This window comes from Ruficoccus amylovorans (assembly GCF_014230085.1).
GTDB lineage: Bacteria > Verrucomicrobiota > Verrucomicrobiia > Opitutales > Cerasicoccaceae > Ruficoccus > Ruficoccus amylovorans.
On the sequence record NZ_JACHVB010000016.1, the window covers coordinates 1 to 25,076 of the forward strand.

Annotated in this window: 22 protein-coding genes and 2 pseudogenes; 14 read left to right on the forward strand and 10 right to left on the reverse strand. The window is 55.1% G+C overall.

The features are described 5' to 3' along the window. The first annotated feature begins 66 nt into the window (after nucleotides 1-66). Together H5P28_RS06120 and H5P28_RS06125 are read left to right on the forward strand one after the other, a co-directional pair. Nucleotides 67-333, forward strand: coding sequence for a transposase (locus H5P28_RS06120; protein ID WP_185673679.1), 267 nt, complete (start codon nucleotides 67-69; stop codon nucleotides 331-333). Then, nucleotides 327-1,241 (forward strand): IS3 family transposase, encoded by a 915-nt coding sequence (locus H5P28_RS06125; RefSeq protein WP_185673678.1) that lies wholly within the window; start codon nucleotides 327-329, stop codon nucleotides 1,239-1,241. The genes H5P28_RS06120 and H5P28_RS06125 overlap by 7 nt, the downstream gene beginning before the upstream one ends. Nucleotides 1,242-1,402: 161 nt before the next feature. On the opposite strand, the gene H5P28_RS06130 is transcribed toward H5P28_RS06125, so the two are convergent. The 6 genes and pseudogenes from H5P28_RS06130 to H5P28_RS06150 all read right to left on the reverse strand — a co-directional run bounded on the left by H5P28_RS06130 (nucleotide 1,403) and on the right by H5P28_RS06150 (nucleotide 9,634). Then, nucleotides 1,403-2,659, reverse strand: a complete 1,257-nt coding sequence (locus H5P28_RS06130) for a Gfo/Idh/MocA family protein (protein WP_185674835.1) — start codon at nucleotides 2,657-2,659, stop codon at nucleotides 1,403-1,405. Nucleotides 2,660-2,692: 33 nt separating this feature from the next. Next, nucleotides 2,693-4,149: pseudogene (locus tag H5P28_RS06135) on the reverse strand (MFS transporter). Between the two features lie 224 nt (nucleotides 4,150-4,373). Next, complete coding sequence (locus tag H5P28_RS06140; RefSeq protein ID WP_185674836.1) at nucleotides 4,374-5,615, reverse strand: Gfo/Idh/MocA family oxidoreductase; 1,242 nt, start codon at nucleotides 5,613-5,615, stop codon at nucleotides 4,374-4,376. Between the two features lie 20 nt (nucleotides 5,616-5,635). Then, nucleotides 5,636-7,543, reverse strand: coding sequence for a GDSL-type esterase/lipase family protein (locus H5P28_RS06145; protein ID WP_246455888.1), 1,908 nt, complete (start codon nucleotides 7,541-7,543; stop codon nucleotides 5,636-5,638). 309 nt (nucleotides 7,544-7,852) lie between these two features. Further along, nucleotides 7,853-8,158: pseudogene (locus H5P28_RS20095) on the reverse strand (chondroitinase-B domain-containing protein); the annotation flags it as partial. Nucleotides 8,159-8,602: 444 nt separating this feature from the next. After that, entirely contained in the window at nucleotides 8,603-9,634 is a 1,032-nt protein-coding gene (locus tag H5P28_RS06150) for a LacI family DNA-binding transcriptional regulator (RefSeq protein WP_185674838.1), read from the reverse strand. Nucleotides 9,635-9,867: 233 nt separating this feature from the next. On the opposite strand from H5P28_RS06150, the gene H5P28_RS06155 reads away from it, so the two are divergent. From H5P28_RS06155 to H5P28_RS06195, 9 genes are all read left to right on the forward strand, one after another. After that, complete coding sequence (locus tag H5P28_RS06155) at nucleotides 9,868-10,737, forward strand: hypothetical protein (RefSeq protein ID WP_185674839.1); 870 nt, start codon at nucleotides 9,868-9,870, stop codon at nucleotides 10,735-10,737. Between the two features lie 214 nt (nucleotides 10,738-10,951). After that, complete coding sequence (locus H5P28_RS06160; RefSeq protein ID WP_185674840.1) at nucleotides 10,952-14,527, forward strand: hypothetical protein; 3,576 nt, start codon at nucleotides 10,952-10,954, stop codon at nucleotides 14,525-14,527. A gap of 131 nt (nucleotides 14,528-14,658) precedes the next feature. Beyond that, nucleotides 14,659-15,309, forward strand: coding sequence for a hypothetical protein (locus H5P28_RS06165; RefSeq protein ID WP_185674841.1), 651 nt, complete (start codon nucleotides 14,659-14,661; stop codon nucleotides 15,307-15,309). A 27-nt stretch (nucleotides 15,310-15,336) separates the two neighbouring features. Continuing rightward, a complete protein-coding gene (locus tag H5P28_RS06170) occupies nucleotides 15,337-16,644 on the forward strand; it encodes a hypothetical protein (protein WP_185674842.1) in 1,308 nt (435 codons plus the stop codon). Between the two features lie 29 nt (nucleotides 16,645-16,673). After that, nucleotides 16,674-17,873 carry a hypothetical protein gene (locus H5P28_RS06175; RefSeq protein WP_185674843.1) on the forward strand — a complete coding sequence of 400 codons (1,200 nt, stop codon included), beginning with the start codon at nucleotides 16,674-16,676 and terminating at the stop codon, nucleotides 17,871-17,873. Beyond that, nucleotides 17,839-18,876, forward strand: coding sequence for a hypothetical protein (locus H5P28_RS06180; protein ID WP_185674844.1), 1,038 nt, complete (start codon nucleotides 17,839-17,841; stop codon nucleotides 18,874-18,876). Before H5P28_RS06175 ends, H5P28_RS06180 begins: the two co-directional genes overlap by 35 nt. Nucleotides 18,877-19,198: 322 nt before the next feature. Beyond that, nucleotides 19,199-19,693 (forward strand): hypothetical protein, encoded by a 495-nt coding sequence (locus tag H5P28_RS06185; protein ID WP_185674845.1) that lies wholly within the window; start codon nucleotides 19,199-19,201, stop codon nucleotides 19,691-19,693. Further along, nucleotides 19,690-20,715 (forward strand): AAA family ATPase, encoded by a 1,026-nt coding sequence (locus H5P28_RS06190; protein WP_185674846.1) that lies wholly within the window; start codon nucleotides 19,690-19,692, stop codon nucleotides 20,713-20,715. The genes H5P28_RS06185 and H5P28_RS06190 overlap by 4 nt, the downstream gene beginning before the upstream one ends. Nucleotides 20,716-21,782: 1,067 nt before the next feature. Beyond that, entirely contained in the window at nucleotides 21,783-22,400 is a 618-nt protein-coding gene (locus H5P28_RS06195; protein WP_185674847.1) for a hypothetical protein, read from the forward strand. On the opposite strand, the gene H5P28_RS06200 is transcribed toward H5P28_RS06195, so the two are convergent. Both H5P28_RS06200 and H5P28_RS06205 read right to left on the reverse strand, forming a co-directional pair. Then, the gene (locus tag H5P28_RS06200; RefSeq protein WP_185674848.1) at nucleotides 22,397-22,807 is read right to left on the reverse strand and encodes a type II toxin-antitoxin system VapC family toxin; all 411 of its coding nucleotides are present in this window, start codon (nucleotides 22,805-22,807) and stop codon (nucleotides 22,397-22,399) included. The two genes, H5P28_RS06195 and H5P28_RS06200, sit on opposite strands and share 4 nt — an antisense overlap. A gap of 12 nt (nucleotides 22,808-22,819) precedes the next feature. Beyond that, nucleotides 22,820-23,065 carry an AbrB/MazE/SpoVT family DNA-binding domain-containing protein gene (locus H5P28_RS06205; protein ID WP_185674849.1) on the reverse strand — a complete coding sequence of 82 codons (246 nt, stop codon included), beginning with the start codon at nucleotides 23,063-23,065 and terminating at the stop codon, nucleotides 22,820-22,822. A 216-nt stretch (nucleotides 23,066-23,281) separates the two neighbouring features. Here H5P28_RS06205 and H5P28_RS06210 point away from each other — a divergent pair, with 216 nt between their 5' ends. From H5P28_RS06210 to H5P28_RS06220, 3 genes are read left to right on the forward strand one after another with little or no spacing between them, the layout of a single operon-like run. Continuing rightward, nucleotides 23,282-23,644, forward strand: coding sequence for a hypothetical protein (locus tag H5P28_RS06210; protein WP_185674850.1), 363 nt, complete (start codon nucleotides 23,282-23,284; stop codon nucleotides 23,642-23,644). 28 nt (nucleotides 23,645-23,672) lie between these two features. Next, nucleotides 23,673-24,143: a hypothetical protein gene (locus tag H5P28_RS06215; RefSeq protein WP_185674851.1), complete on the forward strand. Its 471-nt coding sequence runs from the start codon at nucleotides 23,673-23,675 to the stop codon at nucleotides 24,141-24,143. Continuing rightward, entirely contained in the window at nucleotides 24,136-24,372 is a 237-nt protein-coding gene (locus tag H5P28_RS06220; RefSeq protein WP_185674852.1) for a hypothetical protein, read from the forward strand. Before H5P28_RS06215 ends, H5P28_RS06220 begins: the two co-directional genes overlap by 8 nt. Here the strand turns inward: H5P28_RS06220 and H5P28_RS20100 are convergent. Both H5P28_RS20100 and H5P28_RS06230 read right to left on the reverse strand, forming a co-directional pair. After that, on the reverse strand, nucleotides 24,308-24,739 hold the full coding sequence (locus tag H5P28_RS20100; protein WP_185674853.1) for a TA system VapC family ribonuclease toxin: 432 nt from the start codon (nucleotides 24,737-24,739) through the stop codon (nucleotides 24,308-24,310). The genes H5P28_RS06220 and H5P28_RS20100 overlap by 65 nt on opposite strands. A gap of 1 nt (nucleotide 24,740) precedes the next feature. Then, the gene (locus H5P28_RS06230) at nucleotides 24,741-24,995 is read right to left on the reverse strand and encodes a hypothetical protein (protein WP_185674854.1); all 255 of its coding nucleotides are present in this window, start codon (nucleotides 24,993-24,995) and stop codon (nucleotides 24,741-24,743) included. Nucleotides 24,996-25,076: the final 81 nt, after the last annotated feature.

Consider the following 25,076-nt stretch of genomic DNA (forward strand, 5'->3'; position numbering starts at 1 on the left):
TGGCGTGACCTCCTAGAATCGTACCATTGCGTTTGAGACCCTGGCGGGTAGAACCCGACCAGAAGTATGAAACGAAAGAGATACACCGAAGAGCAAATCGTGGCGCTCCTGCGCGAGGCAGACGAAGGCCGCAGCGTGGACGATGTTTGCCGCGAGCACAATGTGAGCAAAGCGAGCTTCCATCGTTGGAAGAGCAAGTACGGACAGATGGAGCTGCGCGATGTGAAGCGTCTGAAGGAGCTTGAGCGCGAGAACGCCGAGCTGAAGAAACTGGTGGCCGACCAGCTTTTGAACATCAAAGTACTGGAGCAGGTAAACGCAAAAAAATGGTAAGCCCGGGGCACAAGCGCGAAGCGGTGCGCGAGGTGGCCGAGTCGGGAACGTGCTCGTTACGGGCCGCCTGTCGGTATCTTCGTCTGCACTGGTCGAGCTTCTGCTACCGGGCTAAAACCGCCACCGACAAGATGGTTCGCCTCGTGCGTGCGATCATCGCGGTGAGCCGGACCAACCCGCGCTACGGTTATCGTCGCGTACGAGCGCTGCTGGCCAACGAAGGCTGGCAGGTCAGCCGCAAGCTGGTACAAAAGGTACGCCGGGCTGAAGGGCTGGGCGTGAAGCCGCCGCGCCCCCGGCAACGGCGTCAGGGCAAGTCCACCGGCAAGATCCCGACCGCGGCGACGCATCCGCGGCACGTGTGGAGTTGGGACTTCGTGGCGGATCGCACCGACAATGGAGCGCCTCTGCGGGTGCTCAGTCTGATCGACGAGTTTACCCGCCAGTGCATCAGCCTGACGGTGGCTCGCGGGCTGAAGTCAGCCGACATCGTCGCGGCCTTGGACAAAGCCATCGCCAAGCACGGTGCTCCCGAGCACATCCGTTCCGACAACGGGCCGGAGTTTATCGCTACGGCGACCAAGGACTACCTGGAATCCAAACGCATCAAAACCCTCTACATCGAGCCGGGCTCGCCCTGGCAAAACCCTCACGTGGAGAGCTTCCACAACCGCCTGCAGGACGAGTGCCTCAAGCAGGAGTGGTTCCTCTCCCTGACCGAAGCGCGCGTCGTCATCGAAAACTGGCGACGCAAATACAACAGCCAGCATCCGCACAGCCGTTTGGGCTTTATATCCCCCGACGCCTTTGCCAAACTCTGGCATCAAACCAAGGCAGTGCTTGGCTCCGTTCGCCCTACGGGCTCACTGCACCAAGCACTCCCGCAAACCATAACCCAACCAACATAATCCTACCCAGCCAGCGTCTCATCGCTCTGGTACGAAAAGTGGGGGCCGACCAAAACTGTGTCTCCAAAGCCAAATTTTCTATGCTCTTCCACGATTCTGCCAATCAGACTGTTCCTCTCGCTGCTCTTAAACGTGAAAGAGGACAAATAGACGACCACAAGCTATTCGAAGTGAAACGTTTGCCCGCTCAAACGGGATTCCTCTGCCGCAAAAGCCATGCGGTGGCTTTCGACAGAGACTTCGAGGGAAGAGGTCATGGCCGAGGTATCCTTACCGCGCATCTCATCGTAAAGGGCATCAACCAAGCTGGCATCACCACCCATGTGCGTGGCGCAACCACCATCGCTTTGCCCAATGCAATGCGTTACGGCTTCCTTGTTGTCAGCATGAGGCTTGACGAGAATATCACATCCGTAACCTTTTTTGATGCGATCGCCTGCAATGAGACGTGCCTTCGTGCCAAAAATCTCGATATGGCGATTCTCCTCAAACGCGGTCATCGTAAAGGTTGCCGTGGCGCCGCCTTTAAAGAGCATATTTACCGTCTGGTGATCGACAACGTCATTGCCTGACTGATAGACACAAAGCCCCCAGGGAGAATTGTGCAGCCATTCTCTGAAATCGCTCTCATTGCTGTCCTCAGGCAATGGTGAAATAAACAACCACCTTTTTTTATCAGTCAGGTAGCGATCTGCATTGTAAATACATTGATCGCCAAGCGGACATCCCGACAAACATCTGGCAGGAGCCCCATTTGGTTTGTTGCGTTGGTTAAAATGCATTAGGCCACCAAAGCTCGAGAGCGATTGACACTTTGTTCCCACAATCCAGCGAAGGATGTCCAAATCATGGCACGACTTTGCCAGGATCATCGGCGATGATTTAGCCGCCACCGACCAGTGCCCCCTGACAAAGGAATGCGCGTAATGCCATGCCTCCACACCTTCGGTTGCATTCAGGCTGACGATATCACCGAGTTCACCGGAATCGATCAGCGACTTTACTTTACGATAGAAAGCAGTATAGCGAAGTACGTGGCAAACCATGACTCGACGCCCGAGTCGCCGGGCAAGCAGATGCACCTCTGCGATGTCATCGGGATTGGATGCAATCGGTTTCTCCAGCAGCAAGTCATACCCGCGCTTCATCGCTGCAATGGCATGCTCCTTGTGTTGAGCATCCTGTGTGCCGATGATCATGACGTCGGCTAGCTGCGGTTCAGCTAATATCTCGGTGTCGTCACGAAAACGTCGGAAATCAGGATTGGCAGAATACCGTTCCGCGCGATCCAGCCGAGACTCACAGGGATCGGCCGCAGCCACGACCTGATATCGTTTGGGCTGTTTTGATGCCAATTCGAGGTAAATTAAGCCACGTCCACCGCAGCCGATGCAAGCGATAGTCAGAGGTTTAGGCATAGTACTTCAATCTTTTTTAGAAAATTGGATTTATCACAATTTGCCCCGTCGCTCTTCGAGCTGCATTCTGATCTTCGCCAAATCTGGACGGATTAAGGGATACAGGTAAATGAGCAGCAGGGAGAAAGCCCAGATGACGACCGGGATGAGGAGAAACATCCACTTCATGCTGTGCAGGACTTCTGTCGGTTGATGTTTCAGTAACACATCAAATCCGGAGATTTCCAACATAAGTCCCCCGAGCCCCATCGCGCAGGTATGTGCGGCCTTAATGAACCACGAATAAAAAGCGTTGAGCGCGCCTTCACGTCGACGTTTTGTCTGCATCTCGTCGTAGTCGGCCACGTCCGCTTTCATTGAGGGCATGAATATCCAGAAGGCGGAGAATCCAGCTGCTTGCATTGCCGCGGGGATCAATTGCAAGTAGGGGAGTTTGGGATTCAGGCAAAAATAATAGGCCAACTGACCGGACATCGTAACGAGAAGAACCGCCATCACGAGGGTCTTCTTGTCGAATTTCTCGCTTAACCAAGTCAAAAGCGGAATTGCGGAAATACCCACAACAACAATGGTGGTATAGCGCCACCCGTCGATGAATGAAGCCCTTGCAATATCTCCGTCATTAATCAGGTAGATGTTTACATATTGCCCCAAACTGGCGACGGATGAATTTCCCAGTGAAAGGAAAAAAGAGGAGCCGATAAGAAACCACAAGGGTTTGCAGTGGAATGTTTCTTTAATACTTTGCCAAAAGGGATCCTTGGCTTGGCTGCTCGCTTCTTTTTCATAGTAGCGCTCTTTGACAAAGAGCGCCGGCATCATGCCAAGTATCAGCATGAGTGCGGCAAGGAACCAACTACAGACACGTACCCCCTTAACCACGTCGGCCTCTCCGGTCTCGGGATTGGCGAACCAAGGGCCCGAGACAATGGCCATAACCCACCCCCCGGCAAGTGTAACCAGTTTGTAGAATAAAGACATCCAGGCGGTGAGCCGGGTGCGTTCATCATAGTTGGGCGTCAGTTCCAACTGCAGCCCGTAGTAGGGCATCGACCAACAGGTAAAGCTGGTAAAGAAAGGCATCCCACAAAAAGAAGGTAGAAGAACATGCCCAACTCACTCCAGCCTGCCGGGGGCCTCCAGAGAAAAGGGTAAATGGCGGCGGTAAGTATGGCTCCCACAAACATGAAAGGGCGACGACGCCCCCAGCGGGTCCGGGCATTGTCGGAAATATTTCCCATCAGCGGGTCGGTTATCGCATCCCAGCCCCGCAGAAGCATCAAGCACAAGCCCAGGAGTCCTGGGCTTATTTTTAAGCCGATATTGAAATACGGCATCCACAGCATGCTTATGGTAACGCCAGTTGCGAAGTAGTCCATTTTTCCCCCGAGGGCAAAAGCGATCTTCTGCCCAAGTGGGATACGGTCTGCTGCGGGGATTTTCGACGGCTTGGAATGATTCTTTCTAAATAAGGCCACGGTTGTTTCCATGTATATGCGATACTCGGCAGGCGTTCGTTTCCCGCGCTTGGTTTTCAGAGCTTAACTGGCTAACGGAGAGATTTTGATAGAGTCCGGCGCACGAGCACATCAGGCTCGAAGAGGTAGACTGCTGCGTCATTCGACTTCAGTTCCATTTTATCGAAGTCCGTTTCCGAAGAGTGAACGAGCGTATCAGCGAGCGCGAAAGGCGTGACAAATGGCTCGTTTCTTTTTCATCGTATGAGCGTGTCTTTCGAAGATTGGGTGATTATGTGATCGGCGGAGTGCCGAGGCGCGTGATTTATCCAGGGGTGGCCGACATCTCGGAGCAAGCGGCCTTGCTGGTGAGCCTTACGCAGTGCTTCTGACAGGCCTGGGATTTGGATAAAGTCTTCATCGCAAGTCTGTATCGTATTGGTGGAGCCGGTGGGGACATCCTGGATACATAGCTTGCGGTGGAGTTGCTCAATGAAAGCGGTATGACCTCGTGCCATTGCCAGCGTGCAGACGTTGCTCGGGTATCCTTGCAGGTGCTCACAAATGTGCCTGAGCATTGTGATGCGGCTTGTGTCGCCACGTCTATAGGGGAATTTCTCGACCTTTCCCTGATCATGCGTCAAGGTATGGCCTTCGTCGGTGAGCCAGGTATAGTCCCCGGCCGTGGTCTCGACCACGATTTCGGCGGGCATGAGATCCTCTGTCGAATGGCTCAGATTGACGAAAAGCTCTGTGTCATTCTGAAGAGTGGCACGGACAGAGATTGTATCGAAGCTTTCGATACGCTGGGCACGGAATAATTCACCCTCCAACCGGGATGTGGTAGAGACAGATTCGCGGCTGTCTCCGGCGAGAAAGAGAGCTATCATTATAAAGTGCGCCATGGCATTGTTGGCCGGGGAGTCCAGAATCGGTGTATGACCCATGTATAGTTTTCCCGCCCAGTTTGTTCTTTCGTAATACGCAGTGGAACGCGGCCAAAGTGCTCCCACTCGCAGGTGTTTCAGCCTGCCGAACTTCCCGGTAACAAAACGTTCCTTAACCTTCCAGAGGGCGTCGTCATACATGTCCTGAAAGCCGACAAATACCTGCTTCCCGGTCATTTGCCGGGCGTCGAGCATAGCCTCGACTTCTTCAACAGTGGCTGCGGCCGGCTTTTCAACCAGAACGTTCATGCCAGCCTTCAGGGCGGCGACAGTCATTGTCCTATGCCAGCCGATGCCGGTAGGAATGCAGCATAGGTCGATCTGTCCGGCTTCTTGGGTGAGCATTGTCCTGTAGTCGGTATACAGACGACAGCCATTGGCGCGTAGCGCCGCGCATTTGTCGACTTCTTCGTCGGGGTTGATCACCGTAGCGGCACAGAGTTGGACCACTCCTTGATCGACTAGAGCGCAAATAGACTCATAGTGGCAGTTTCCATAGCCGGAAACACCGATCAATGCGATACGGACAGGTTTTGCAGTGGGTAAAGTCACGTTTAGTTTGGGCAGAGGGCTTATTTGTTTGCGGTTTCCAATTGTTTGGGACCGGCAGGTATATGGGCGGACGACTCGAAATACTCCGCCAGTTCAGGAATGTCCTGCCGCATGAGGACAAGAACCCACTGTGCGATAACGGTGCTGCCTGCCGTAGAGAAATGCGTCTTGTCCTCAGGGTTGTTGGTCGGGCCAAAGGCACGACTCTCTGCCGGAGCCATTTGAGAGAACTGTTCGCGGCTGAACTGATGCAAGTCCAGGCAGGGCACCTGCATTTCTTCCGCGACGATGCGGACGGATTCGGCGTAGGGTTCCAGGGAGTCCCTGAGTTCGCCTTTGCTGCTATAAGTCCGGCGACAAACCGGGGTGACGAGAATGGGCTTGGCACCCTGTTCCCGCGCCTCGCGCACGTAACGCCGCAGGTGGTCGCGGAAATCAGTTTCTGCATCGCTCTCGCGCTCGGGGCCTTTGCCGGGTTGATCATTATGGCCGAACTGGATCAAGACCCAGTCCGGAGCCAGCGCCATGGCGGCATCCCAACGGCCTTCCGTTCGGAAGCTGCGCGAACTGCGTCCGCCCATGGCGGTATTTTCCACTCGGATGCCGGGCGTGGTCCAGTGCTGAAGGGCCCAGCCCCAGCCCGCCTGATCCTGGCCGGCGGTCTTGCCGGTAACGGTGGAGTCGCCGACCAGGACAATCAGTGTTTCACCGCCGTCCGGTCTCATGGGTGTTGGCAGCTTGAAGCGAGGCAGTTGAGGCATGGGAGTACCGTAGGGCAGAGCTCCTGCGTCTCCGGTGTGATCCGGTACCGCTCCTGTCTCCATGCCGGGTAAGGATTTGCCCGCGTCAAGCTCCGGTGTCGTTGTCCGGTTACGGGCTGGGCTGTCGGCACGGAGCGAGTAGTCGCCTTCGAGCGGATCGGTAAATCCGGACGGCCCCTCGGCGACCCAAGTGCTGTTGGTTTCGCGTCCGGCTTCCATGGCCAACTCGATACCTCGCTGCCATTGCCTCACGATCTTGTTCGACTCCTCTTCATCGAGGGGCGCGTCCCATGGGCGGAGAGCGTCCGGACCAGCGAGGATGAAGACGTTACTGCCGGTTTGCCAATCGGGCAGAGGAAGGGGCTCGGATGCGTGTATCCACTGGCGGCACCAGAAGAGATTATTCAGGTAGTGGTAATGTGGAGTTGTCAGCGGTGCCTGAAGGTCATGGTAGTTCATGTTTACCGCCGCGTTAGAGGTGCTGGTGTTATGGTAGACCCAGACGGTTGCTTCAGGATAAGATTGTTGGCCCTCGCCCCAGTTTCTCAGGTCTTCGATGTTGTCGATGAAAATGTTACGGTAGATGTAAAGCGGCCCCTTCTGCGGGGCTTTTATGCGACAACCGCAGATGGTCCGCATGACGATGTTATGGTGCCATTGCCCGTTGACGCTGGGCCCCATCGTTTCCATGCCGTCATCATTCAAGTTGCGAATGAGGTTGTGGTGGATGTTCAAATTGGGGTTGGCGTCGGGATCATTCGCATTCCAAGGCGGGTTGCCATGGTCGCCGATACCATCCCAGTGTTCGTGAATGTAGTTGTCATGGATGTCATGCCCCCCGAGGGTGTTTTTTATATCAATACCGACCCGATCATAGAAGCCGCCGATTTTCATGGCCTGCCAGTTGTCCCAGGAACCTTTGGATTGCGGGTCGGCTCCCGAATAGGGATTCATCGTTATGCTGTTGTAGCGCACGACGCAGTCTTTGGCGCCCTCGTCCAAGACGATGCCGAAGTCGGCCGGGTCAATGTTACAGTGCTCGACTAGGCCCCCCCCGGTGCCCCGGAGGAGTATTCCGGTGGTTCCGTTGCGAAGGGTCAGGTTGCGTACCACGCAATAGTCCTGATGGTTGGTATCCACGATCGGTTTGTCGGGGGCAACGGTCATGCTCATCAGTCGGGGATCCAATTTGTCTTTAAACCGGACAAGCAGTTCTTTCCCCTCCCGTCTATACATTGCCAGTGCCTTCACCCCGTCCCACCCCGAAGGGCCTATCCCTTGCACAAAGGCCTTCTCCCACCGAATGGATAACCTGTCGTGTTTAGAAGGGGAGGTGTCCGGCGAACTGGTGCGGCTTTCGTCCAGTGTGGTTAGAATCTGTCGGTTGGCGGTGATGGTGAACGGGAAAAAGTCCAGTGGGGCGCGGTATACCCCTGGACCTATCTCGGGCGCTGGCATCCATTCCAGATCGACAGGCTCGCTTCCGTCGATGATAACCCCCGGTCCTTCTCCCTGAAGCACGATTGGCCGTTCTGCCGTGCCGCTTTGGGTAAAGCGCACCCGTTCCCTGTAGATTCCGGGAGCAATGCGTATTACATCGCCGGGAGCGGCAGCGTCCAAAGCGGCCTGAATTGTCGAGAAAGAATCCTTATCGGAGGCAGGGCTCACCCAAATGTCAGCGGCCATGAGGTTTATTAGCGTTATAAAATAGGCGATTGATGCCAAGGTTGACGTTTTTATTGTTTTTCTTATCATGCTGATAATAATCTTGTTGTGCATCATGAAGTGGGAAGGTAAAAGTAGGTGGAATTGCGTTTATATGTTAAAAACAAAACACTGCCTCAAGAACGGAAGAGGTTATATATGTTAATAGTGTTATTTTTGATTAACAACGGCGCGATTCTTGTTCAATCAAAAAAAGCTGCTTGCCGATAATTGGGCACTTTTCATTGGCCCATAGAGGGCACAGCTATATGAGCCCTGGCTATGGCTTGCCCGAGTCGGTTTGCCTTTGGTAGGCGAGGCGGGTGCGCTCCGCTTCTCTTTTCGGACTTCCCGGAACCCAAGAGGGCTTAAGGCTCAGATGGCTTTCGCCTGCGAGTGTCTTTGGGGCCGAAGTTCCGTTTCTTCACGTCGGCGAAGCTCGTTTCGCCTCAATTCAGAAGCCGAAATTTCATCTCCTGAATCCATTTTGCCTGTTCGGTCAGGCTTTTTGGGGGCGCCCCCTTAGGACTTTTGAGCGGACGCCGGCGGACGCGCGGAATCGCGAAGGATAAGTTTCCCTGGGATGGTCACTGCGATATCGTTATTCAGAAAGTTCGGGGGCGGTGACGTAAGCAAGTTGACTGCGGTGCTGCCCAGCAATTCCCAGTCGGGCTCATATGAGGTTATTGGCATGGCGTGCTCATCGACATGGATGTTGTCAAATGATGCCATGCTGCAGTCTTCGGGAAGCTTGAGTCCGGCGTCCATGAGTCCGGCTTGCACTTGGTAGGCGAGGTTGTCGTTGCTGCAAGCGATGGCGGTATACCGTGATATCTCTTGGAGGGGAAGGTTGTTGCGGCAACTGTTCAGGAAGATGATATTTGGCTTCAGATCATGCGCTTGCATTGCTGCCTGATAGCCGTAGGCGCGCTCTTGGAATAATTGTGTGTTGGGTTGGTCGCTACCGATGAACAGTATCTTGCGATGGCCGAGCGAGATCAGGTGCTCGGTGGTTTTGCGCATCCCGTGGAAGTTGTCTGCGACAACATGGGGAATTCCAACGCATTCAATAAAATTGCTGACTGCTAACGCAGGTATTCCTCCTAGCGCATCTGTGATGCCGCTGGGGTACCGTCCCATCAGAAGGAGTCCTTCTATGGAGCGGTTCTTGATCAAGGTGGACCGCTTGGGGCTATCTTGAGGCAGGGTTTCCACTGGAGTTTCTATGCCAAGGCTTTGGCATTCTTCCTGGATTGATGCGAATATCTTTCGGGTGGTTTCGAAGTTGAGCGGGTCCTCGTTGTTGTTGTCTTGTTTAAACAGAAGTATGCCGATTCGCTGTATAGTGGCGCGTTGCGCTTGCTTGCCTTGTGCCAATGAGGCCTTCTCAAGATGCTTTCGGTATCCAAGCTCTTCGGCCTTCTGTCTTACCCGCTGTTTGGTGGCTTCTGTTAGGTCGGGATGGTTGCGCAGGGCGCGGGATACCGTCATGACCGACAGGTTAAGGGCTTCGGCGATAAGTTTCTGATTTGCCATGATGAGTTGATTATTCATATAACGTTAATTTTTTCAACCATATTCTGGGCCGTAAGCAGAGTGTTAATCTTTCTACCAATCAATGCCTTAGAAGTTTGCAAGCTGCCGGTCTGCGGACTTGGGAAGGGAGGTGTTGGAGGTTGGCTAGACCAAACGGCCTGCTGTAGCTCGAATAATAGTGTTAAAAATGATGATTTAATTGTGTTATTTTTGTTGACGAAAACGTCAAAAGGGTGCTTGCTGGAGCTATCATGAAAAACTCATTCCTGTTCCCCATTCACCCCAAGACACTCTTCAACCTTGGTCAATTCCTTGCTGCCGGTGCCTTTTGCATGGCTGCTGGCCAGCTTCAGGCTGCTCCCACAACCATCTACAGCGACGATTTCTCCGATGGCAATCGCGACGGCTGGTACAATTCTTCTGCCAGCGCTGGCTTGATGGTTTCCGGCGGCCAGATGGTCTGCACCGACCCCCAAGCGCAGTTCCTGCTTTATTTTCCAGACACCACGTTGGCTGTCGGTGAATCTTTGACCATCAGTTTTGACATGAGCCTCGCCTCCGTCGGGGACAAAAGCCTCGGTCTCCGCTTGGGCGTGCTGGACTCCAATGGAGGGGGTAAAGTCAGTGCCGACGGTTTCGGGATTACGAACGCGATATTTGAGGACTATCTGGGAGATCGTGTGGTCACCAATGCCGGTTCGAGTGATAGCTCGGGGACTCGCATCAGCCAGCGTAACACGGGGACAAGTAACACCAGCCCCCTGGGTGGCGATTGGACTGAATTCGGGTCGAGGGGGGCCGGGATCGGTTTGACGGCCAATGTGTCTTACCCGGTCACGATCAGCCTGTCCCGGATGGAATCTTCGATTTTGGAAGTCAGTTTCTCCATGAACGGTGTTTTGCTCTCCAATGAAAACACCTCTCCGACGAATTTCGACTTTGACACGTTTGTGCTATATAAAGACGCGCTAAACGGGGATGTTGCCTTGGACAACTTTACCGTGGTCTATAATAGTATTCCTGAGGCCGGTGATGCCGGGCTGCTGATGGGAGTCATTGCTTTGAGTATCTTGTTTGTGCGTCGGCGGTATTTGAAGGGATCTGCGCTGCCTGTGCTCTGACCCCTGTATCCCCACGACTTAACACATTACCCTCTCTTTTCAATGGCGCGTGGGCGGCTCCTGCGCTTACCGCCCCTGAATTCGATTTTGAACGGTGGATTTTTGATCGACCGTTGAGAAGTCCGCCTTCTCAACAGTTGGCTGGCTTTCCTCTTGATCGTGGGTTAAGCTTACCTTGTTGGTATGCCTCTCCCTGTTATTTCAGTTCTCCTCTATGAGCACTGCCCGAACTCCAACTGCATCAGCCCGTCTGTCGGAAGTCACGCTAAGGCCTGCACTATCGCGGGGGTTTGCACTGGTCCTTTCGCTCTTGCTGATGGGCTTTATCCTGATGCTGATCCTGAGCTTGTCTTACTTGGTCCAGATTGAAACCCATAATGTGTCGATTGAGCAACATAGGCATCAGGCCCATCAGAACGCATTGTTTGCAGCTTTGATGGCTTTGGGGGAGCTTCAAAACAGTGCCGGTCCAGACCAGCGCGTGACCGCACGGGCCGAAATACTGGATGATTCGCCCGACGCTGTGGCAATCACAGGCGTGACTGAACCGTTTTGGACGGGGGTATGGACGACGGATTCGGCCTCAACAGGCGGCGACGCGCACAGCAACCCTGCTCCCATCAAAACAGGTATCTCTGACAATCCAGGAGGGGCAATGGCATGGCTGGTCAGCACGCCAGAGGCTGACCCGACAGGAAATGCCCGTAACCCGACGGATGTGCCATTGCTGCTCGTTGATGCCGATAACACTGCGGACCCCCGAAATATCTATCTACCGTCACAGCCTGTCGTCGTGGACAGCACGACTACTGGCAGGTATGCTTGGTGGGTCGCTGACGAAGGAGTCAAGGCCAGCATTGCCATGGATAATCCATGGGTTCGGAGTTCTCTGGCCAGGGATGAGGATATTGCCAGGCTGGTGGCCACGCGCATGGCTCCAGAGTTGATTGTGGAGCCGAACCCCCGTTATGACCTTTCCTTGTTGTCCGGCCTCGGTGATATCCAGTCGGATGATGCGTATACGAAGGTGCTGGGAAGAGTTGGAAGTCTGGAGCAACTGGAATTGATTTTTAACATGGCGGGTTCGGACGGAGCTCAATCTGAAGATTTGCTGAAGAACCATTCCCACGACCTTACGGCCCTCTCCCTGGGAGTGCTGGCTGACGTGCGTGATGGCGGGCTTAAGCGCAATCTCAGTGCCGCTTTCAGCAACGATACTGACTTCTCAACGTTGAAGAGTGAACACGGTGACTTGATTTTCGGCCATCGAGATCAGGCTGCGCATTTTGATCCACAGGATGCCGATGTGACACGTGCTGCCGGTAACAGCTTAAGCGAACGGCGCGATCCGGGAGGGCCGCCTTGGGAACAACTGCGTAGTTTTTATCGGATGCGTTCTTCCAGCATTACCGTCCAGCCGCAAACCAACACTCAGATGGGAGTGGGGCCGGTCATCAGTATGGTTCAGATGCATATGCATGTGATGTTATTGGAAGCTCCGGGGTCAACGGCCACCGCGCCCCAATACATCGTTCGCTACATGGTTTTTCCTGCCGTGATGCTATGGAATCCATATAATGTCACGTTGCCTCTGACCGATTACAGCCTTTTTGTGACCACCAACAGTAACCTGCTTAAATACAACTGGACTCCGGAAATCACGTGGACAGACACCAATGGCGACTCGCATACCTGGGCTCCGGGAACCGTCTTTGAAGGAGCCAATCAGGCGGATAATGACAACGGCGCGTTCCGTTTTAATATCACCGCGGCTTTGCCTCCCGGCGAGGCGAGGCTCTTCGTGCCGGCTGACGTCGAGCAACAAAACTGGGCCAGCGGCACCGGTAATGCGCTCGTCGATGCAACAGGCGCTGGCTTTGTCTCGGGAGGCTACTTCTATTCGGATTTGCCCCAACACTTTACGCCCAATGCAGCGGGCTTGGTTCTGGATACCGCACAGGATGTTGAAATGCGTCTCGCTCGCCAACTTGCCGGTGGGACGAGCACGTGGCTGGTTGGTATTATGAACGTCGAGCTTGGGCTAGGTGTCGGAAGTGGGGGCCTGAGCGATCTAGTCCGAGACGGACCCCTGCAGAGTATGAGCGGTTTTAGCCACAGCCTCCTTACAAATCCAGGTGTTTCCCCATCCACCTTCCCTGCCTTGAAGGTCTGGCCAGGCGCTATTCCCGCTTATGCTGATGCCGCAGAGACCCCTTGGGATCAATTGGCACTCTCCGCTCTGGGAGGGGATAGCTATTTTCCCATCATCGGCTTTACGCAGCATTTCAGGTGGATTGAAAACCTCCATGCGGTGACCTATTCTGGAAACGGCCAGCCTGTCGTATCTACTCTGGCATCCTATAACCCACGTGCCGTGCGCAACGGACGTACCCCCATCGAGAATCGCCAAGTCAATGATACGGTGTACAATAGCCTGTATTTGAATTGGTCCGGCAACCGTTCGGACAACATGGCTTCCTGGCAATACACAGAGCCCGGCTCTTCGGGCTACGATTGGGGGGCGTTTTATACTTCGCTGATGCATATCCGGCCCGTCGTCGGATTTTCCGACGATACGAATCAGTCACTCATCAGTCAAAACACGCTCTTTGAACTACCCAGCGGCCCCGAATACTTTCAATCGATCGGCTCACTCATGCATGCCTCTCTTTCCCCGCCGATGCCCAGAACCGACAGTGTCGGCCATTATTTCGACGCTGCGGCGGCGGATAATTCGGATTGGAATGTCAACAGCAGTTATCCGGCCTTCGCCATCGGAAATTCCTTGGCTCCCTTGGGTGTTCCTTTGGAGGAACGGAGTCGGAATACGTATCTGACCTCATCCAATCAATCTGTAGACCCTGAATCCGTACTCTATGACTGGTCCTACCTGCTCAACGATTACCTGTGGGACCACTATTTTTTTGCGGAATATGACAGTGCCAGCGGAACCATGCTCAACCCGCGTTTGATCCCGATGCGGGGAGCCAGTGAAAGCGACATTACATCTTACGACAAAGCCTCGGAAGTGCTCATGGTCACCGGTGCCTTTAACGTGAACTCGACCTCAGTCGATGCCTGGCGTGCTCTTCTTGGCGGAACGGTTGGTGCTTCGGTGAATGGGACGGCTTATGGAGACAGGGCTCCTTATCCCAGTCTGCTTTCGCCTTTGGAATCGAATGCGGATAGCGCAGACCGGGAATCTGCCCAGACCTACGCGGGATATCGCACCCTGAGCAATGCTGAGATTGACAATTTGGCTGAGGCAATCGTCAGGCAGGTCAAGAAGCGTGGCCCCTTTATCTCTATGGCCCATTTTGTAAACCGTGTCATTGACGATCCGGATTTTCTCTCCAGTCGCGAGAATGCCAATCTCATGCTCGCCGGTGACAATCGTGAGCGGGCCGTTGGTGCACTGCAGGCTGCATTGGAAGACTCTATCGTCAATGATAGCTACGAAAGCGTTAACAATGTCATTGATTACAATGACCTCGATAACTTTGAGCAGTTCAACCGCTACACCGGCATGGGATCGCTCTCCTACGGTCAGCCCGGCTATGTTACTGCGGCGGGCTTGCTTTCGCGCCTTGGGGGTGCCTTGTCCGTGCGCTCAGATACCTTCAAAATACGTGCCTATGGCGAATCTGTTGATCCGCTGACAAGCGAAACGATAGCGAAGGCCTGGTGTGAATTGGTGGTTCAACGTTTGCCGGAGGAACATTCTCCAAACTCCAATGACCGCCGGTTTGAGATCGTTGCCTTTCGATGGCTCAACGAAAATGAGATATAATCAGTATGTTTAAACCCCGTGCCTACTATGAGGGTTGGACGATAGTTTCCTTCCGATGCTGGATACTTCTGACGTTTGTGGGGGTATTGTTTCCAACAAGTCTACATGCGCAATTACCCGATGAAGTCAGAGTGACTCTGCGTATCCTGCTGCACTTCGACATCCCATCTGTCATGCTTCAAAATGGAGACGAGATGCCTCCAGAATACCGAAAGCGTTCAACCGAATATTATTACTTCAGTTCGGGACGCTATGAGCCTGTACAAATCAACGCGAATGAACTGAGTGCTCCTATACGTTACCAGGGAAACTCTGAATTTGTCTTATACATCCGGCAACCTGCGAAAGATCCGCAACTGGCCGATACTTACCTGCCATCCCTGCGCTGTCGTTTGCCCGAGGGAGGAAGCGGTAGCTACATCCTTGTCGGACTGGAAAAAATTCGTGGCCCGAAGTCCATGCTCAAGGCTTTGCCAATCGGTTCGGGCAATTTCCCTGAGGGAAGTGTCCTTGCCTACAATCTAGGCGGACGCACGTTGCAAGTCGCTTTCGGCAGCAAGAGGCTGACCACGATTGAGCCCGACCACTTTGCCCTGCTTCAGGCTCCCAATGGACAATCCCTGCGGTTTCAGGTCATGGCTGCGATCGGTGAAAATAACAATTACAAGCTGGTCTACCGACGCACATGGCCGATTCGCAAAAAGGGTAATCTCCTGTGCCTCTTTTTCCCAACCAATGCCGAGATGACGCGCTGGAACAGTCAACTGGTTGATGTCGATTAACAAATTATATCTGAAGTTTATATGTTTATGATCAAAACAATCGTGGCCCTTTCGGCATTTATTCTCGCAGCACCCTGGGGATGCCTAACCGCTCAAGCCAAAGCCATCTATGTGCTTCCTGAAGGTGAGGGGGCTCGGGATGGCACAAATTGGCAGAATGCCCTTCCCGGAAAAGGAACCGCCTTGCAGGAGGCTTGGGACACGGTTTCTGGCGGTGACAGTCTGATGGTCGGCAGTGGCGACTACGGGCGAGTGGAATTGCATATCCAAGCCATCAATGGAGCGGAGGTAAGGACACTTCAGGGCGTTGATACCGGAAACGGCCTGCCACGGTTCTCAGGAGACTTCGATAAAGACAAGCCTGGCGATGGAGGTGGAAACTTCTTAATCATTGAAGAGAGGGCCTCGAACCTTGCCATCGCAGATTTATGGGTAGGGAAATACCAGAACGGTGTCTTGCTCAGGGGGCGTAGTAACCATCTTCGTTTTACGGGTCTGGAATTTCATGATATGCGAGAAGGCATACGTAGTGATGCGGGGGGTACCCCCGAAGACCCTTTGGGTGCCACGCATGATGTGTGGGTGGTTGACTGTCGTTTCGTATATTTTACCAAGCGGGCTATTCGTCTGGAAGAAGGCAATTACGCCTGGAAAATTCAAGGGTGCTACGCTGATGCGGGCGGGAAAGTGTGGGCGACGGAACCCTTCCAGATTTGCTTTCAGATTGGAAATAAGAGCGAGATCGAAGGACAGCCGCAGGAGCGGGGCATCACTTTTATCGACTGTGTCGCCCTCAATTGCTACAATGAAGGTGCTTCACACACCTGGTCACAACCCATCCAGGAACGCTATTGGAATGGCGATGGTTTCAGCGTGGAGGCCAAGGTCGCCGGGATGCGTTACATTCGCTGTATCTCAATGCACCATACGGATGGAGGTTGGGACGATAAATCAGATGGCCCAGTATTCATTGACTGTGTGGCCATCGACAACAAACGTAATATTCGCCTGTGGGGTCAACATCAGCTCGCTGTATTCCAAAATGTGCTCTCTGCTTACCCCCGCCTGAGGGGGGGGAACTCTGTCGCCAGTGTGCTGTGGACGCGCAGTAACATCGAGGCCGAGAATTGCAAGTTCGTTGATAGTGGCCCTGTATTCATTGATTTGGACCGGGAAACTTCACCGGATGCCAAGCTCGTTTTTAGCAAAAGCCTTCTCATCTGCTCTCGCGCAGTATTATCTAGTTTGGTCGAAGATGGAAACCTAGTGTTGGAAAATTCGATGGTCGTAGAGAATCGTGTCCCAGAATACACCCCTAAAGATCATGATGATTGATACCGTGCCCTTGCCTCCTGTGCTAGCCGATGAAAGTTCCTATGTCATCGCTGTGTCAAAGTCGTTTCACGCGCCCAGAGGTCTTGGCGTCGATTCGGCCCGAGTTGTTGCGTCGTTTTCTGACGCCATATCAATCTTACTTTCATGGTGGAGGATTTGATGTTGGGTGTTTGGACAATCGGGCCGGGCCGGTTGAACTGACCCGTCTTTCCGACATGCTGTTGACGCCCGAGTCGGATATTCCGCCTGAGGTCGCGAATGCGCTCTATGCTGTTCACGAGGTAGCGGTGGAGGAGAATACCGAACTGCTGGAAATGCTCGCTTCCTCGGAGCAAGTGCCGCTTGAACCGAACTCGACATTGCTGGAACTTGCGCTCAGTCTGTGGATGACTGCCCCGAAGGCGCTCAAGTGGATTCACCTGCACCAGTCTTGTGAACGTAAGCGTGCATTCGAGTATTTCAGCGCTGAGGGCGATGCTTCATCGGATTTCGCCCTGAGCGCGGAGGGCATCCGTCAGTTGGAACAGAGCTTGGCCTATTACTTCAAAAAGAGGGATTGGGGCTACGGTTGCCGCATCCATCATCGCCTGCAGCAGGACGAGCACTGGTTTCTCGTCAGCCATGGCGAGCGCTATAAGCGACAGGCGACGTGGGAAGAGGGGCGGATGGGAACAATCGGCTTTCGGCCCGAGCGCTACGACCTGATCATCTACGATACGTTGACGGATGAGTTGTGCGTCAATGCCCAGACGCCCACGCAGCGCGAACACTACCGCAAACTGTTCGGTTTTTATCTGTTTGGGCGAGAGAACTATTTTCCGGGCCGCAGCAAGTACACGCTTGAGCCTCTGCTGAGGGATGGCGCGGCGGCTTTGTTCTCGGGCGACATCCCCGAGATTGAATCTGTACGTCTGACGGAGCTTTGGTACGTTATCGAGGACAACGTGGAGGAGGTTCGTGTCCACAAAGCCTACGATGTTTTTGTCGCGATGAAGCAGCACCGGGAGGGCATTCCGGATGGTGCTCGCTTGTTGAAAGCCACCTTCAAGCTGCGCTACGCGGGACAGTCAAAAGAGCGCACGCTGACGCTAAAGCCATCTAACGTGGCACTCTACACCCGAGACGGTGATGGGCCCGTTCTCGAGAAATGGCTGCACCGCCGGGAGTTTATCGTGCGGGACCGGGTGAAGGGCCATGAGCAGTGCGAACATGTTCTGGCGGTCGGTTGAGGCCATCGGTTCCGGGGCGCGGGACGTCGCGCTACGACGCTATCTGAGCGAGAGCTACGAGAAGGTCCGCCCGTATCTGATGCCATGTGCGGATCTGACGCAGTCCATCGCCTGTGAGCGGACGCTGGAGGGGCATTACTGCATGTACCGGATTGCGGATGTGCCGGAAGAGGACGGGACTTACGCCGCGATGTGCGACGAACACTTTTGCCCAACGAAGTTCTATACGCGAGAGGAACTGGTCCGTTACACGATCAATCCGCAGATACTGGTTCCGGCCATCGCAAAGTGCCTGGGTCTGCATCCGCAGGTCAGCGCAGTTGCGGACGATGTCTGGCAGGTCGGGACGCTCCCGGCGGCAACGGAGCGTACACCCGTGCTCTTCACGCGGGTCAAGTTCGAGGACGCGATGCAGCGAGTGCTGGAAGCACTCATCATTAAAGGGAGTCGCCGTTTCATTCTGGTGACGCCCACCGCCCGTTATTTGAACGAGACGTGTCGGGGTTTGCTGACGCGAGCTGAGAGTCTCTCATTCCCGCTGGATGAGGTCACCGCAATAAACGGCCACGAACCGGTTCTGACCGAAGCCGGGCGTGTGCGTTGGCAGAAGACGAAAGAATCCATTGGAGGCGTAGGAGCGTTGGAAGCGGTCTTCCCGACGCCACAGGGTACAGCTTGGCACGATCTTACGCTTGTGTTCCGTGACGGACACACGCTGACGGCTAAGGTTGGGAATACAGCAATGAAACTGAGCTTTCTGGAGATGGGTATGGAGGATGGGCGTTCGAAGGAACCGAACCGGCAGTGGCGTCTGTTGCGGGCCTTTGCCGAGGAACGCGGAATCATGGATTGGTCCAGTCGTCATGCCCATCCGCGTAATCAAAAACAGAAGGAATTGCTGGCCTCCCGGTTGTCGGCGTTTTTCGGGATCGAGGGAGAGCCCATTTTGACCATGGACCGGGGCAAACGGTGGGAGACGGTTTTCATGATACGAGAATCTTGAGCGCCACTTTTTCAGCACGCGTATCGGGCCTCCATCGAATTTTCGGTGGGGGCCTTTTCTTTTTTTGAAAAAAGTTAAGCCTCTTGGATCCTTATCTTTACATGGAGCCAAAGCTCTTTCGATTTTTTACAAAGTCGAAAAATCGAAAATTCGCCAACAGGGGCGTGAATCAAACAACACGAACCCAACGCATGGCGAAAATCGTTTCGACGAATCGCCACAACCATGAGTGCCGCTTTGAAGAGGCACTCATCAACGCCAGCACCTGCCTTTCATATGCAGGGATTGTTAGCACCTCTCAGGTCGGCCAGGAGGTGCAGCCATGAAGTGGCGATTGGATACTACCGCGCAGCCCGAAGGATTCGGCTACGAGGCAGACGGTGAGAAGGGGAGTCATCCGGTGGCGGTGGACTTCCGCACCCCGGCCACGGAACTGGAGTTGTCGGAAGAATTATCGCCGGAGGATCGGTTGCACGAGCAGGTCCGCATGTTTCGCTGGCTGTTTGAGCAGTGTGTCCTGCGGATGGATGGCGAGTTGCATACCCCCGCTGGAATTGCGATTCGGATGTGCTGCCTGGCATCGCTCCTGCAACTGCATCCGCTGGACGGAGTGCCCTTTAATCAGATTGCTCGACACTGTGGCGTGACCCGGGCGGTGGTTTCGAAGACGATGCTGGACTTGAGTGTAATTACCGGCATCCGTTCGCGTCAGCAACGCTCCGAGGATGCTCGCCGTGCATACCGTAAACGAGCGGTTTCGGTTCATGCCCGGGATAAGGGCTGTGTTGACAGCAGTCCTACGGGCAATTCCCGATGAAATACCTTTCGACCGGCATCCGCCGCTGCCCCGAGCAGGGCAGCGGCGCTCTCGACACATCTGCTCTCGCGGCAAAAGCACCTCCCGTTGAACCCACGTCCCCACCGGCCAGCACGGCGCGTCCGGTGGGGGCCTTCGAATGTCCGGGCGACGACGATCCGTCGGAGTTGATCCGCAGGCGTTGGCTATGCCGGGGCGGCATTGCGTTGTTGGCCGGGCCGACGGGCATCGGCAAGTCCAGCCTGACGATGCAACTGGCTGTCAGTTGGACACTGGGTCGGAGTTGCTTCGGCCTAAAACCGCGTGGACCGCTACGTGTCATGATCATCCAGGGAGAAAATGACGACGGTGATGTGGCGGAGATGCGCGACGGCGTTTATGCTGGAATGAAACTTGCCTCCGTTGACATCGCCGAGGCGAACACCAAGCTCTACATGGTTAATGAGTGTGAGCGGACGGGACTATTGTTTCTGAAGCTGCTGGACGATGAACTCACCACACATCCACGTGACCTCGTGTTCATCGATCCGGTCTTCTCGTACCTGGGTGGCGATGCCAGTGACCAGGCATTGGTATCGGGGTTCCTACGCAACGGCCTCCTGCCCATCCTGCGCAAACACCAGTGCGGCTGCATTCTCGTTCACCACACGAACAAACCTCCGTCGGGTAGGGAGAAACCTAACTGGAAGGGCGGTGATTTCGCTTACTTGGGTTCCGGCAGTGCCGAGTGGGCGAACGCCGCCCGTGCGGTGCTCGCAATGCGTTCCATCGGCTCACATGAGAAGTTTCAACTAATGGCGGGTAAGCGTGGTGGACGCTTGGGATGGACGGACGCCCTGGGCAACCGGATCTACTGGAAACTGATCGGCCACAGCCTCCGTGGCATCTGCTGGCACGAACTGGACCCCGGTGAGTTGAAGATAAGTGCATCAGCCGCTTCCAGCAAGTCATCCAAGGACCAATCACACATGAATCACCATGGTGATAAACCGGAACCGAAGAAATGTGTTCGTTCGCCTTAGTCGGTAGATGAACTGGTGGTGATTTTTCCATCGGAACTCGCTGATCCGCCGGAGCGTTCATTTTATACTGCCCGTCAGTGCTGTGAGCGCTTTGCTGAGCAGGGGTGGTCACGTGACCGCTCGGAGGCGATGCGGGATACTGCGATCACCGAAGGGGTGGTTGATTCGTTTCGTGGTCCTCGTGGAACTGTACTCTACGGACGTGCCTCTGTCGTTACGGAATACCTGAAGCTTAATCCTAATACTAAAACGTAAACGTAATCTGATCTTATGAACTTTGAGTGTGCGGCTTATCTGTGCGGTGTGCGAGTGTGCGGTGTGCGGCTCGCACAATTCAAAAATCCAAGCGTGCGGTGTGCGGCGTGCGGGCGTATATCTATATATACGCCGCACTGCCCGCACGCCGCACACCGCACAGTCAAAGTTATAAAATTCTACATCGAACGGCGAATACAAGGGTTTACCATTGGGGAATCAGGTAACGTGAGAACAATGAACCGTTTCCTCGATGGTGGTGTTGACATCATGTCTATGGTGAAAGTCGTGTTCACCACAGACGAGATCATGCATGGAGATCACCAAGGGCGATGGAGATCAAATCGCATGCGAAGGAATCGAAAATCACCACTCGATCACCAGCATGGATACCATGGGGGTAGGGGGGTAGTTTCGGGGTCCCATACGGAATAATACGCGATGGGGTCCGCGATCAGCGCCCCCAAGTCGAGAGAGGGGTATTTTTTCAAGTTACACTTTTTTGAAAGCGATCCCGGTGCTTTTAGCCTGCAACATGCTTAAAAACAAAGGCTTGTGAGTTCATGCCGCTCGGAGACACCCTCGAAAATGTGTAACATCGGTTGTAACCCTGGTCACTGCGGTGACGTGGTTTCGCCTTCGAGTGCATTTTACTTGGGTTACATACCTCCATTGGTCAGAAAGATGCCCGTGGAGGTATGGACTCGTCCCTTTTTATTCTTCGCCGGTCCGCTTCCCCGAAATGTTGTGAATACTTGCCGGGCGGGACACCTCTATGGCGATGGCAGTTGAGTTGACATCGCTCATAGGGCATGGAAACCCAACATACCGATCTCACGTCCGACGCCGCCGAACGCATCATGGCGGCGGATTTCAAGAACATCGTCAAGAAGGTGCGCGAGGGCAAGACGCTCTCGCAGTCCGAACTTGCCCGGGTGCAGGCCCGTGCTTCCGGGGTGGTCAATACCTCGCTGACCACCGCCGCCAACTTGAACGAGTTGGCTTCGGCTCTTGGCGTGACGCGTCAAAGTATCTATCGCTGGCGCAAGCTGGAGGGTGCTCCCGAGCCTGCTGCCAACGGCACCCACTCGGTCATCGCATGGCGGCAGTTCATGGCGGCGAACGCGCTGGAGGGAGGCAGTGCCTCCACGGACATGGAGGCGCTTAAAGCCCGCAAGCTCTTGGCCGAGATCGAAGACCGGGAACTGCGCCTGGCGGTCCGAAAGAACGAATACGTCCCGCTGGAAGAAGTGCGCTTGGAGTGGACGACTCAGGTCGGCAAAGCTATCGCGCTCATGCGGGCGAAGTTCGAGTCCGAACTGCCGCCGATCCTGTCCGGTCTGGACGCCATCGGTATCCAGCGCGAGTTGTCCGCCGCCATCGATGAGATCTGCACGACGCTCCATAATGGCGGGCAATGCACGCCTTAGCTGCCGGGCTGCTGCCAGTCGATATCGGAGAACTTGCGGAAATCGCGGTCGAATGAACAAACGGCGTAGTCGCTCGCCACAGCGGCGGCAGCCACGTAGCAGTCCATCAGGTCGATCTTGGTGGAGGCGAAACGCTTGAGCGCATCGGCCAGCACAGCGCTCTCTGGACAATCGATGCCGCCATGAAACAAAAAGGGCTGCAAGGCCTCCGCGATCTCCTTGCGCCCGCACTCGTAAACCGAAGTCAGCACAAACACCACTTCGGCCAATACCGGGGCCAGCAGGACCAGACGGACTTTGCCGCTCTCGGCCTGCTCGAACAGCTTACTGGCGGCGGCGAAGTGCTCCGGGTGATCGGCCCGCAAAAAACGCAGGATCACATTGGCATCGATAATCAGCTTTTTCATCCGGGGCAGGGGCTACTTGATTCGCTTGGCACGGGCGGCGCGGTAGCTCGCCCGTTCCGCTTCCTTGCCGACGAACGCTTTGCCGCCGGACAAGGCCCCGGCGACGCTCATCAGCCCCTTGCCCGCCGCCTTGATGCGCACCCCGTCGTCTTCCACGACGTAGACGATCTTCTGCCGGGGGCCGAGCCCCAGGCGACGACGCACTTCCAGCGGAACCGTCGTCTGCCCCTTGGACGTGACTGTTGACATTAATTCCATACCCCAAACCTACACCAAGACGGGCAAAAATCAAGTGATTTTAAAATCCTTACTTTTCTAAAAACTTGCCAGCAAGGAAGCAGTGCTCCTGTCGGTCAGTTGAAATCTCATGCAGAAAAACATGCAAATATATGAATATAAACGACTAATAGAGTTGATAGCTCTTCGATAGAGAGCGTCTATGCATGCATAAACCACAAACCATTGGAGGACAAGATGAAGCAGAACACCAGCACCTCGAACACCAACCTCGCCGTCGCTCCGACCGATGACAGTTGGGGCTTCTTCGGCACCATCGACATGAACGAACGCCTCGGATTGCGGGAAAGCATCGAAGCCTGGAACGACGCCTTCGCGGTTTTCCGAAGTGCCCCGTGGCAGCCGACCGACATAGCGATCCGCAACTTCCTGCGCAGCCGCTGGGGACGCCACTTTGCCGACTCCACCAGCTTTTATGAAGGCTCGCTCAAGAACCGCATCCAGCAGGCCTCCGGCGAAAAGTGGGTGGCGCAGGAGTTCGCGAGCCTCGCCCGGCAGGGCTTCGACACCGAGCTTTTTGAAGGCGACGACATTGCCTGAGACCATCAACCATCAATGCATCAAGATCATGAACTGGACCACGAAAACCCTCAACAAATGCGAAGTGCTCGTCAGCGGGGACTTCCCCTGCAAGAACGGACGCCAGCAGTTGCGCGAGTCCGGCAAGATGCGTGGGACCTTTACCGACGCGGACGCCGCCAAGGCCCATGCCGCCTTCATTATGGACCAGCGCAAACCGTCGCCGCGAACGCAGGCGTCGCTGCCCGCCCCGAAGCGTGAACGCAAGGGTGGCGGTTCTGCCGTCCACCCAAAGATCTTCGGATTCTCAGCCTGCGCGGTCCTGAAGGCGCTCGGACGGGTCGGGATCAAATACCCCGAGGCCGATGCCATCCTCAAGCGCCACGGCATCGAGATGCCCAAGGCTTTCGTCAGCGTCCAGTTGGGCTTCGGGCGCAACGAGCATACGTGGCAGCGCCACGGCCAACCTGCCCCGCTCACGCCGGAGCAACTCAATGAACTGGGGGTGGCCCATGACTGAGCAGGAACGCGAATACGTCCACGCGCTGGAGCAGGCCGTCCTTCAGGCTGAACACGTGATGGCTGATTGGGAATGCGCCCGGCGTAAGGGCTACCTCCCAAACGCCCAGCGCTTCGTCTTCGGCACCGCCGATCATATCCGCCGTGTCCGCAAGCAGCAAAATGTCATTCAGCGTCCAGCAACAGGAGTTGAAGGCCAGGGAAACGCCGGAAGCCCTGATCAAACGTGACCAGTTGGAGGCCGCGATACAAGCAAATGGCGACGAGCATGGCATCGTTGCAATCGTTCCCGCTCATTTTCGGAGACGCGCAAAGCTCACACCAGCGTTCGCGGGCCGATGGGGTCCATGGGCAAATTTCCACCGTTGGGCATGAGCACAGTACGCGTAGAAACGCCGAGGCTTCCTCCAAGGGACTGGCTGGCGAGAAGATTTTCGGATGCGTTACCACGCGCAGAAAACCGGCTTCCACCGTGGGGAACAAGCGAATGGACCGTCCCGCGTTCAGACTGTCCTCCAGCCATTGCCGGGCCACTTGATGGTGCGGGCTGTCCGGGCGAAACGCGTTGATCAGGATGTTGTTGTCGGGCAGAACCATCCTAATTCAGCCGGGAAAGGTCGTCTTCGAGGTCTGCGTCGGCGATGCGCTGACGCAGCTCCCGGTCGCCGATCAAAGCCCCGAAGACGGAGCTGACCGGTAGCACCACTCGCTTGGCTGGCCGAGGCTGCTCCAGCCGCGCCAAACGCTCCTCGACGGCCTCCTCGAAGAAGCGCGTCAGGCTCAACCCCAGCTCACTGGATTTCGCCTTGGCCCGGCGATAGGTGCTGTCGTTGATGCGGAGGGTGGTTTGCATGACAGAAATCTGTCACGCGGTGTCGATTTTGTCAAGGCACATGCATGGCATGCGGATCGGGGTAAACCGGTTGTCTTGGCC

Bases quoted from the DNA above. Each gene is read 5' to 3' on its own strand.
- H5P28_RS06120 (WP_185673679.1), top strand. From the start codon at position 67: ATGAAACGAAAGAGATACACCGAAGAGCAAATCGTGGCGCTCCTGCGC.
- H5P28_RS06125 (WP_185673678.1), top strand. From the start codon at position 327: ATGGTAAGCCCGGGGCACAAGCGCGAAGCGGTGCGCGAGGTGGCCGAG.
- H5P28_RS06130 (WP_185674835.1), bottom strand. From the start codon at position 2,659: ATGCCTAAACCTCTGACTATCGCTTGCATCGGCTGCGGTGGACGTGGC.
- H5P28_RS06145 (WP_246455888.1), bottom strand. From the start codon at position 7,543: ATGACCGTTGCCCCCGACAAACCGATCGTGGATACCAACCATCAGGAC.
- H5P28_RS06150 (WP_185674838.1), bottom strand. From the start codon at position 9,634: ATGAATAATCAACTCATCATGGCAAATCAGAAACTTATCGCCGAAGCC.
- H5P28_RS06155 (WP_185674839.1), top strand. From the start codon at position 9,868: ATGAAAAACTCATTCCTGTTCCCCATTCACCCCAAGACACTCTTCAAC.
- H5P28_RS06160 (WP_185674840.1), top strand. From the start codon at position 10,952: ATGAGCACTGCCCGAACTCCAACTGCATCAGCCCGTCTGTCGGAAGTC.
- H5P28_RS06170 (WP_185674842.1), top strand. From the start codon at position 15,337: ATGATCAAAACAATCGTGGCCCTTTCGGCATTTATTCTCGCAGCACCC.
- H5P28_RS06175 (WP_185674843.1), top strand. From the start codon at position 16,674: ATGAAAGTTCCTATGTCATCGCTGTGTCAAAGTCGTTTCACGCGCCCA.
- H5P28_RS06180 (WP_185674844.1), top strand. From the start codon at position 17,839: ATGAGCAGTGCGAACATGTTCTGGCGGTCGGTTGAGGCCATCGGTTCC.
- H5P28_RS06185 (WP_185674845.1), top strand. From the start codon at position 19,199: ATGAAGTGGCGATTGGATACTACCGCGCAGCCCGAAGGATTCGGCTAC.
- H5P28_RS06190 (WP_185674846.1), top strand. From the start codon at position 19,690: ATGAAATACCTTTCGACCGGCATCCGCCGCTGCCCCGAGCAGGGCAGC.
- H5P28_RS06195 (WP_185674847.1), top strand. From the start codon at position 21,783: ATGGAAACCCAACATACCGATCTCACGTCCGACGCCGCCGAACGCATC.
- H5P28_RS06200 (WP_185674848.1), bottom strand. From the start codon at position 22,807: ATGAAAAAGCTGATTATCGATGCCAATGTGATCCTGCGTTTTTTGCGG.
- H5P28_RS06205 (WP_185674849.1), bottom strand. From the start codon at position 23,065: ATGGAATTAATGTCAACAGTCACGTCCAAGGGGCAGACGACGGTTCCG.
- H5P28_RS06210 (WP_185674850.1), top strand. From the start codon at position 23,282: ATGAAGCAGAACACCAGCACCTCGAACACCAACCTCGCCGTCGCTCCG.
- H5P28_RS06215 (WP_185674851.1), top strand. From the start codon at position 23,673: ATGAACTGGACCACGAAAACCCTCAACAAATGCGAAGTGCTCGTCAGC.
- H5P28_RS06220 (WP_185674852.1), top strand. From the start codon at position 24,136: ATGACTGAGCAGGAACGCGAATACGTCCACGCGCTGGAGCAGGCCGTC.
- H5P28_RS20100 (WP_185674853.1), bottom strand. From the start codon at position 24,739: ATGGTTCTGCCCGACAACAACATCCTGATCAACGCGTTTCGCCCGGAC.
- H5P28_RS06230 (WP_185674854.1), bottom strand. From the start codon at position 24,995: ATGCAAACCACCCTCCGCATCAACGACAGCACCTATCGCCGGGCCAAG.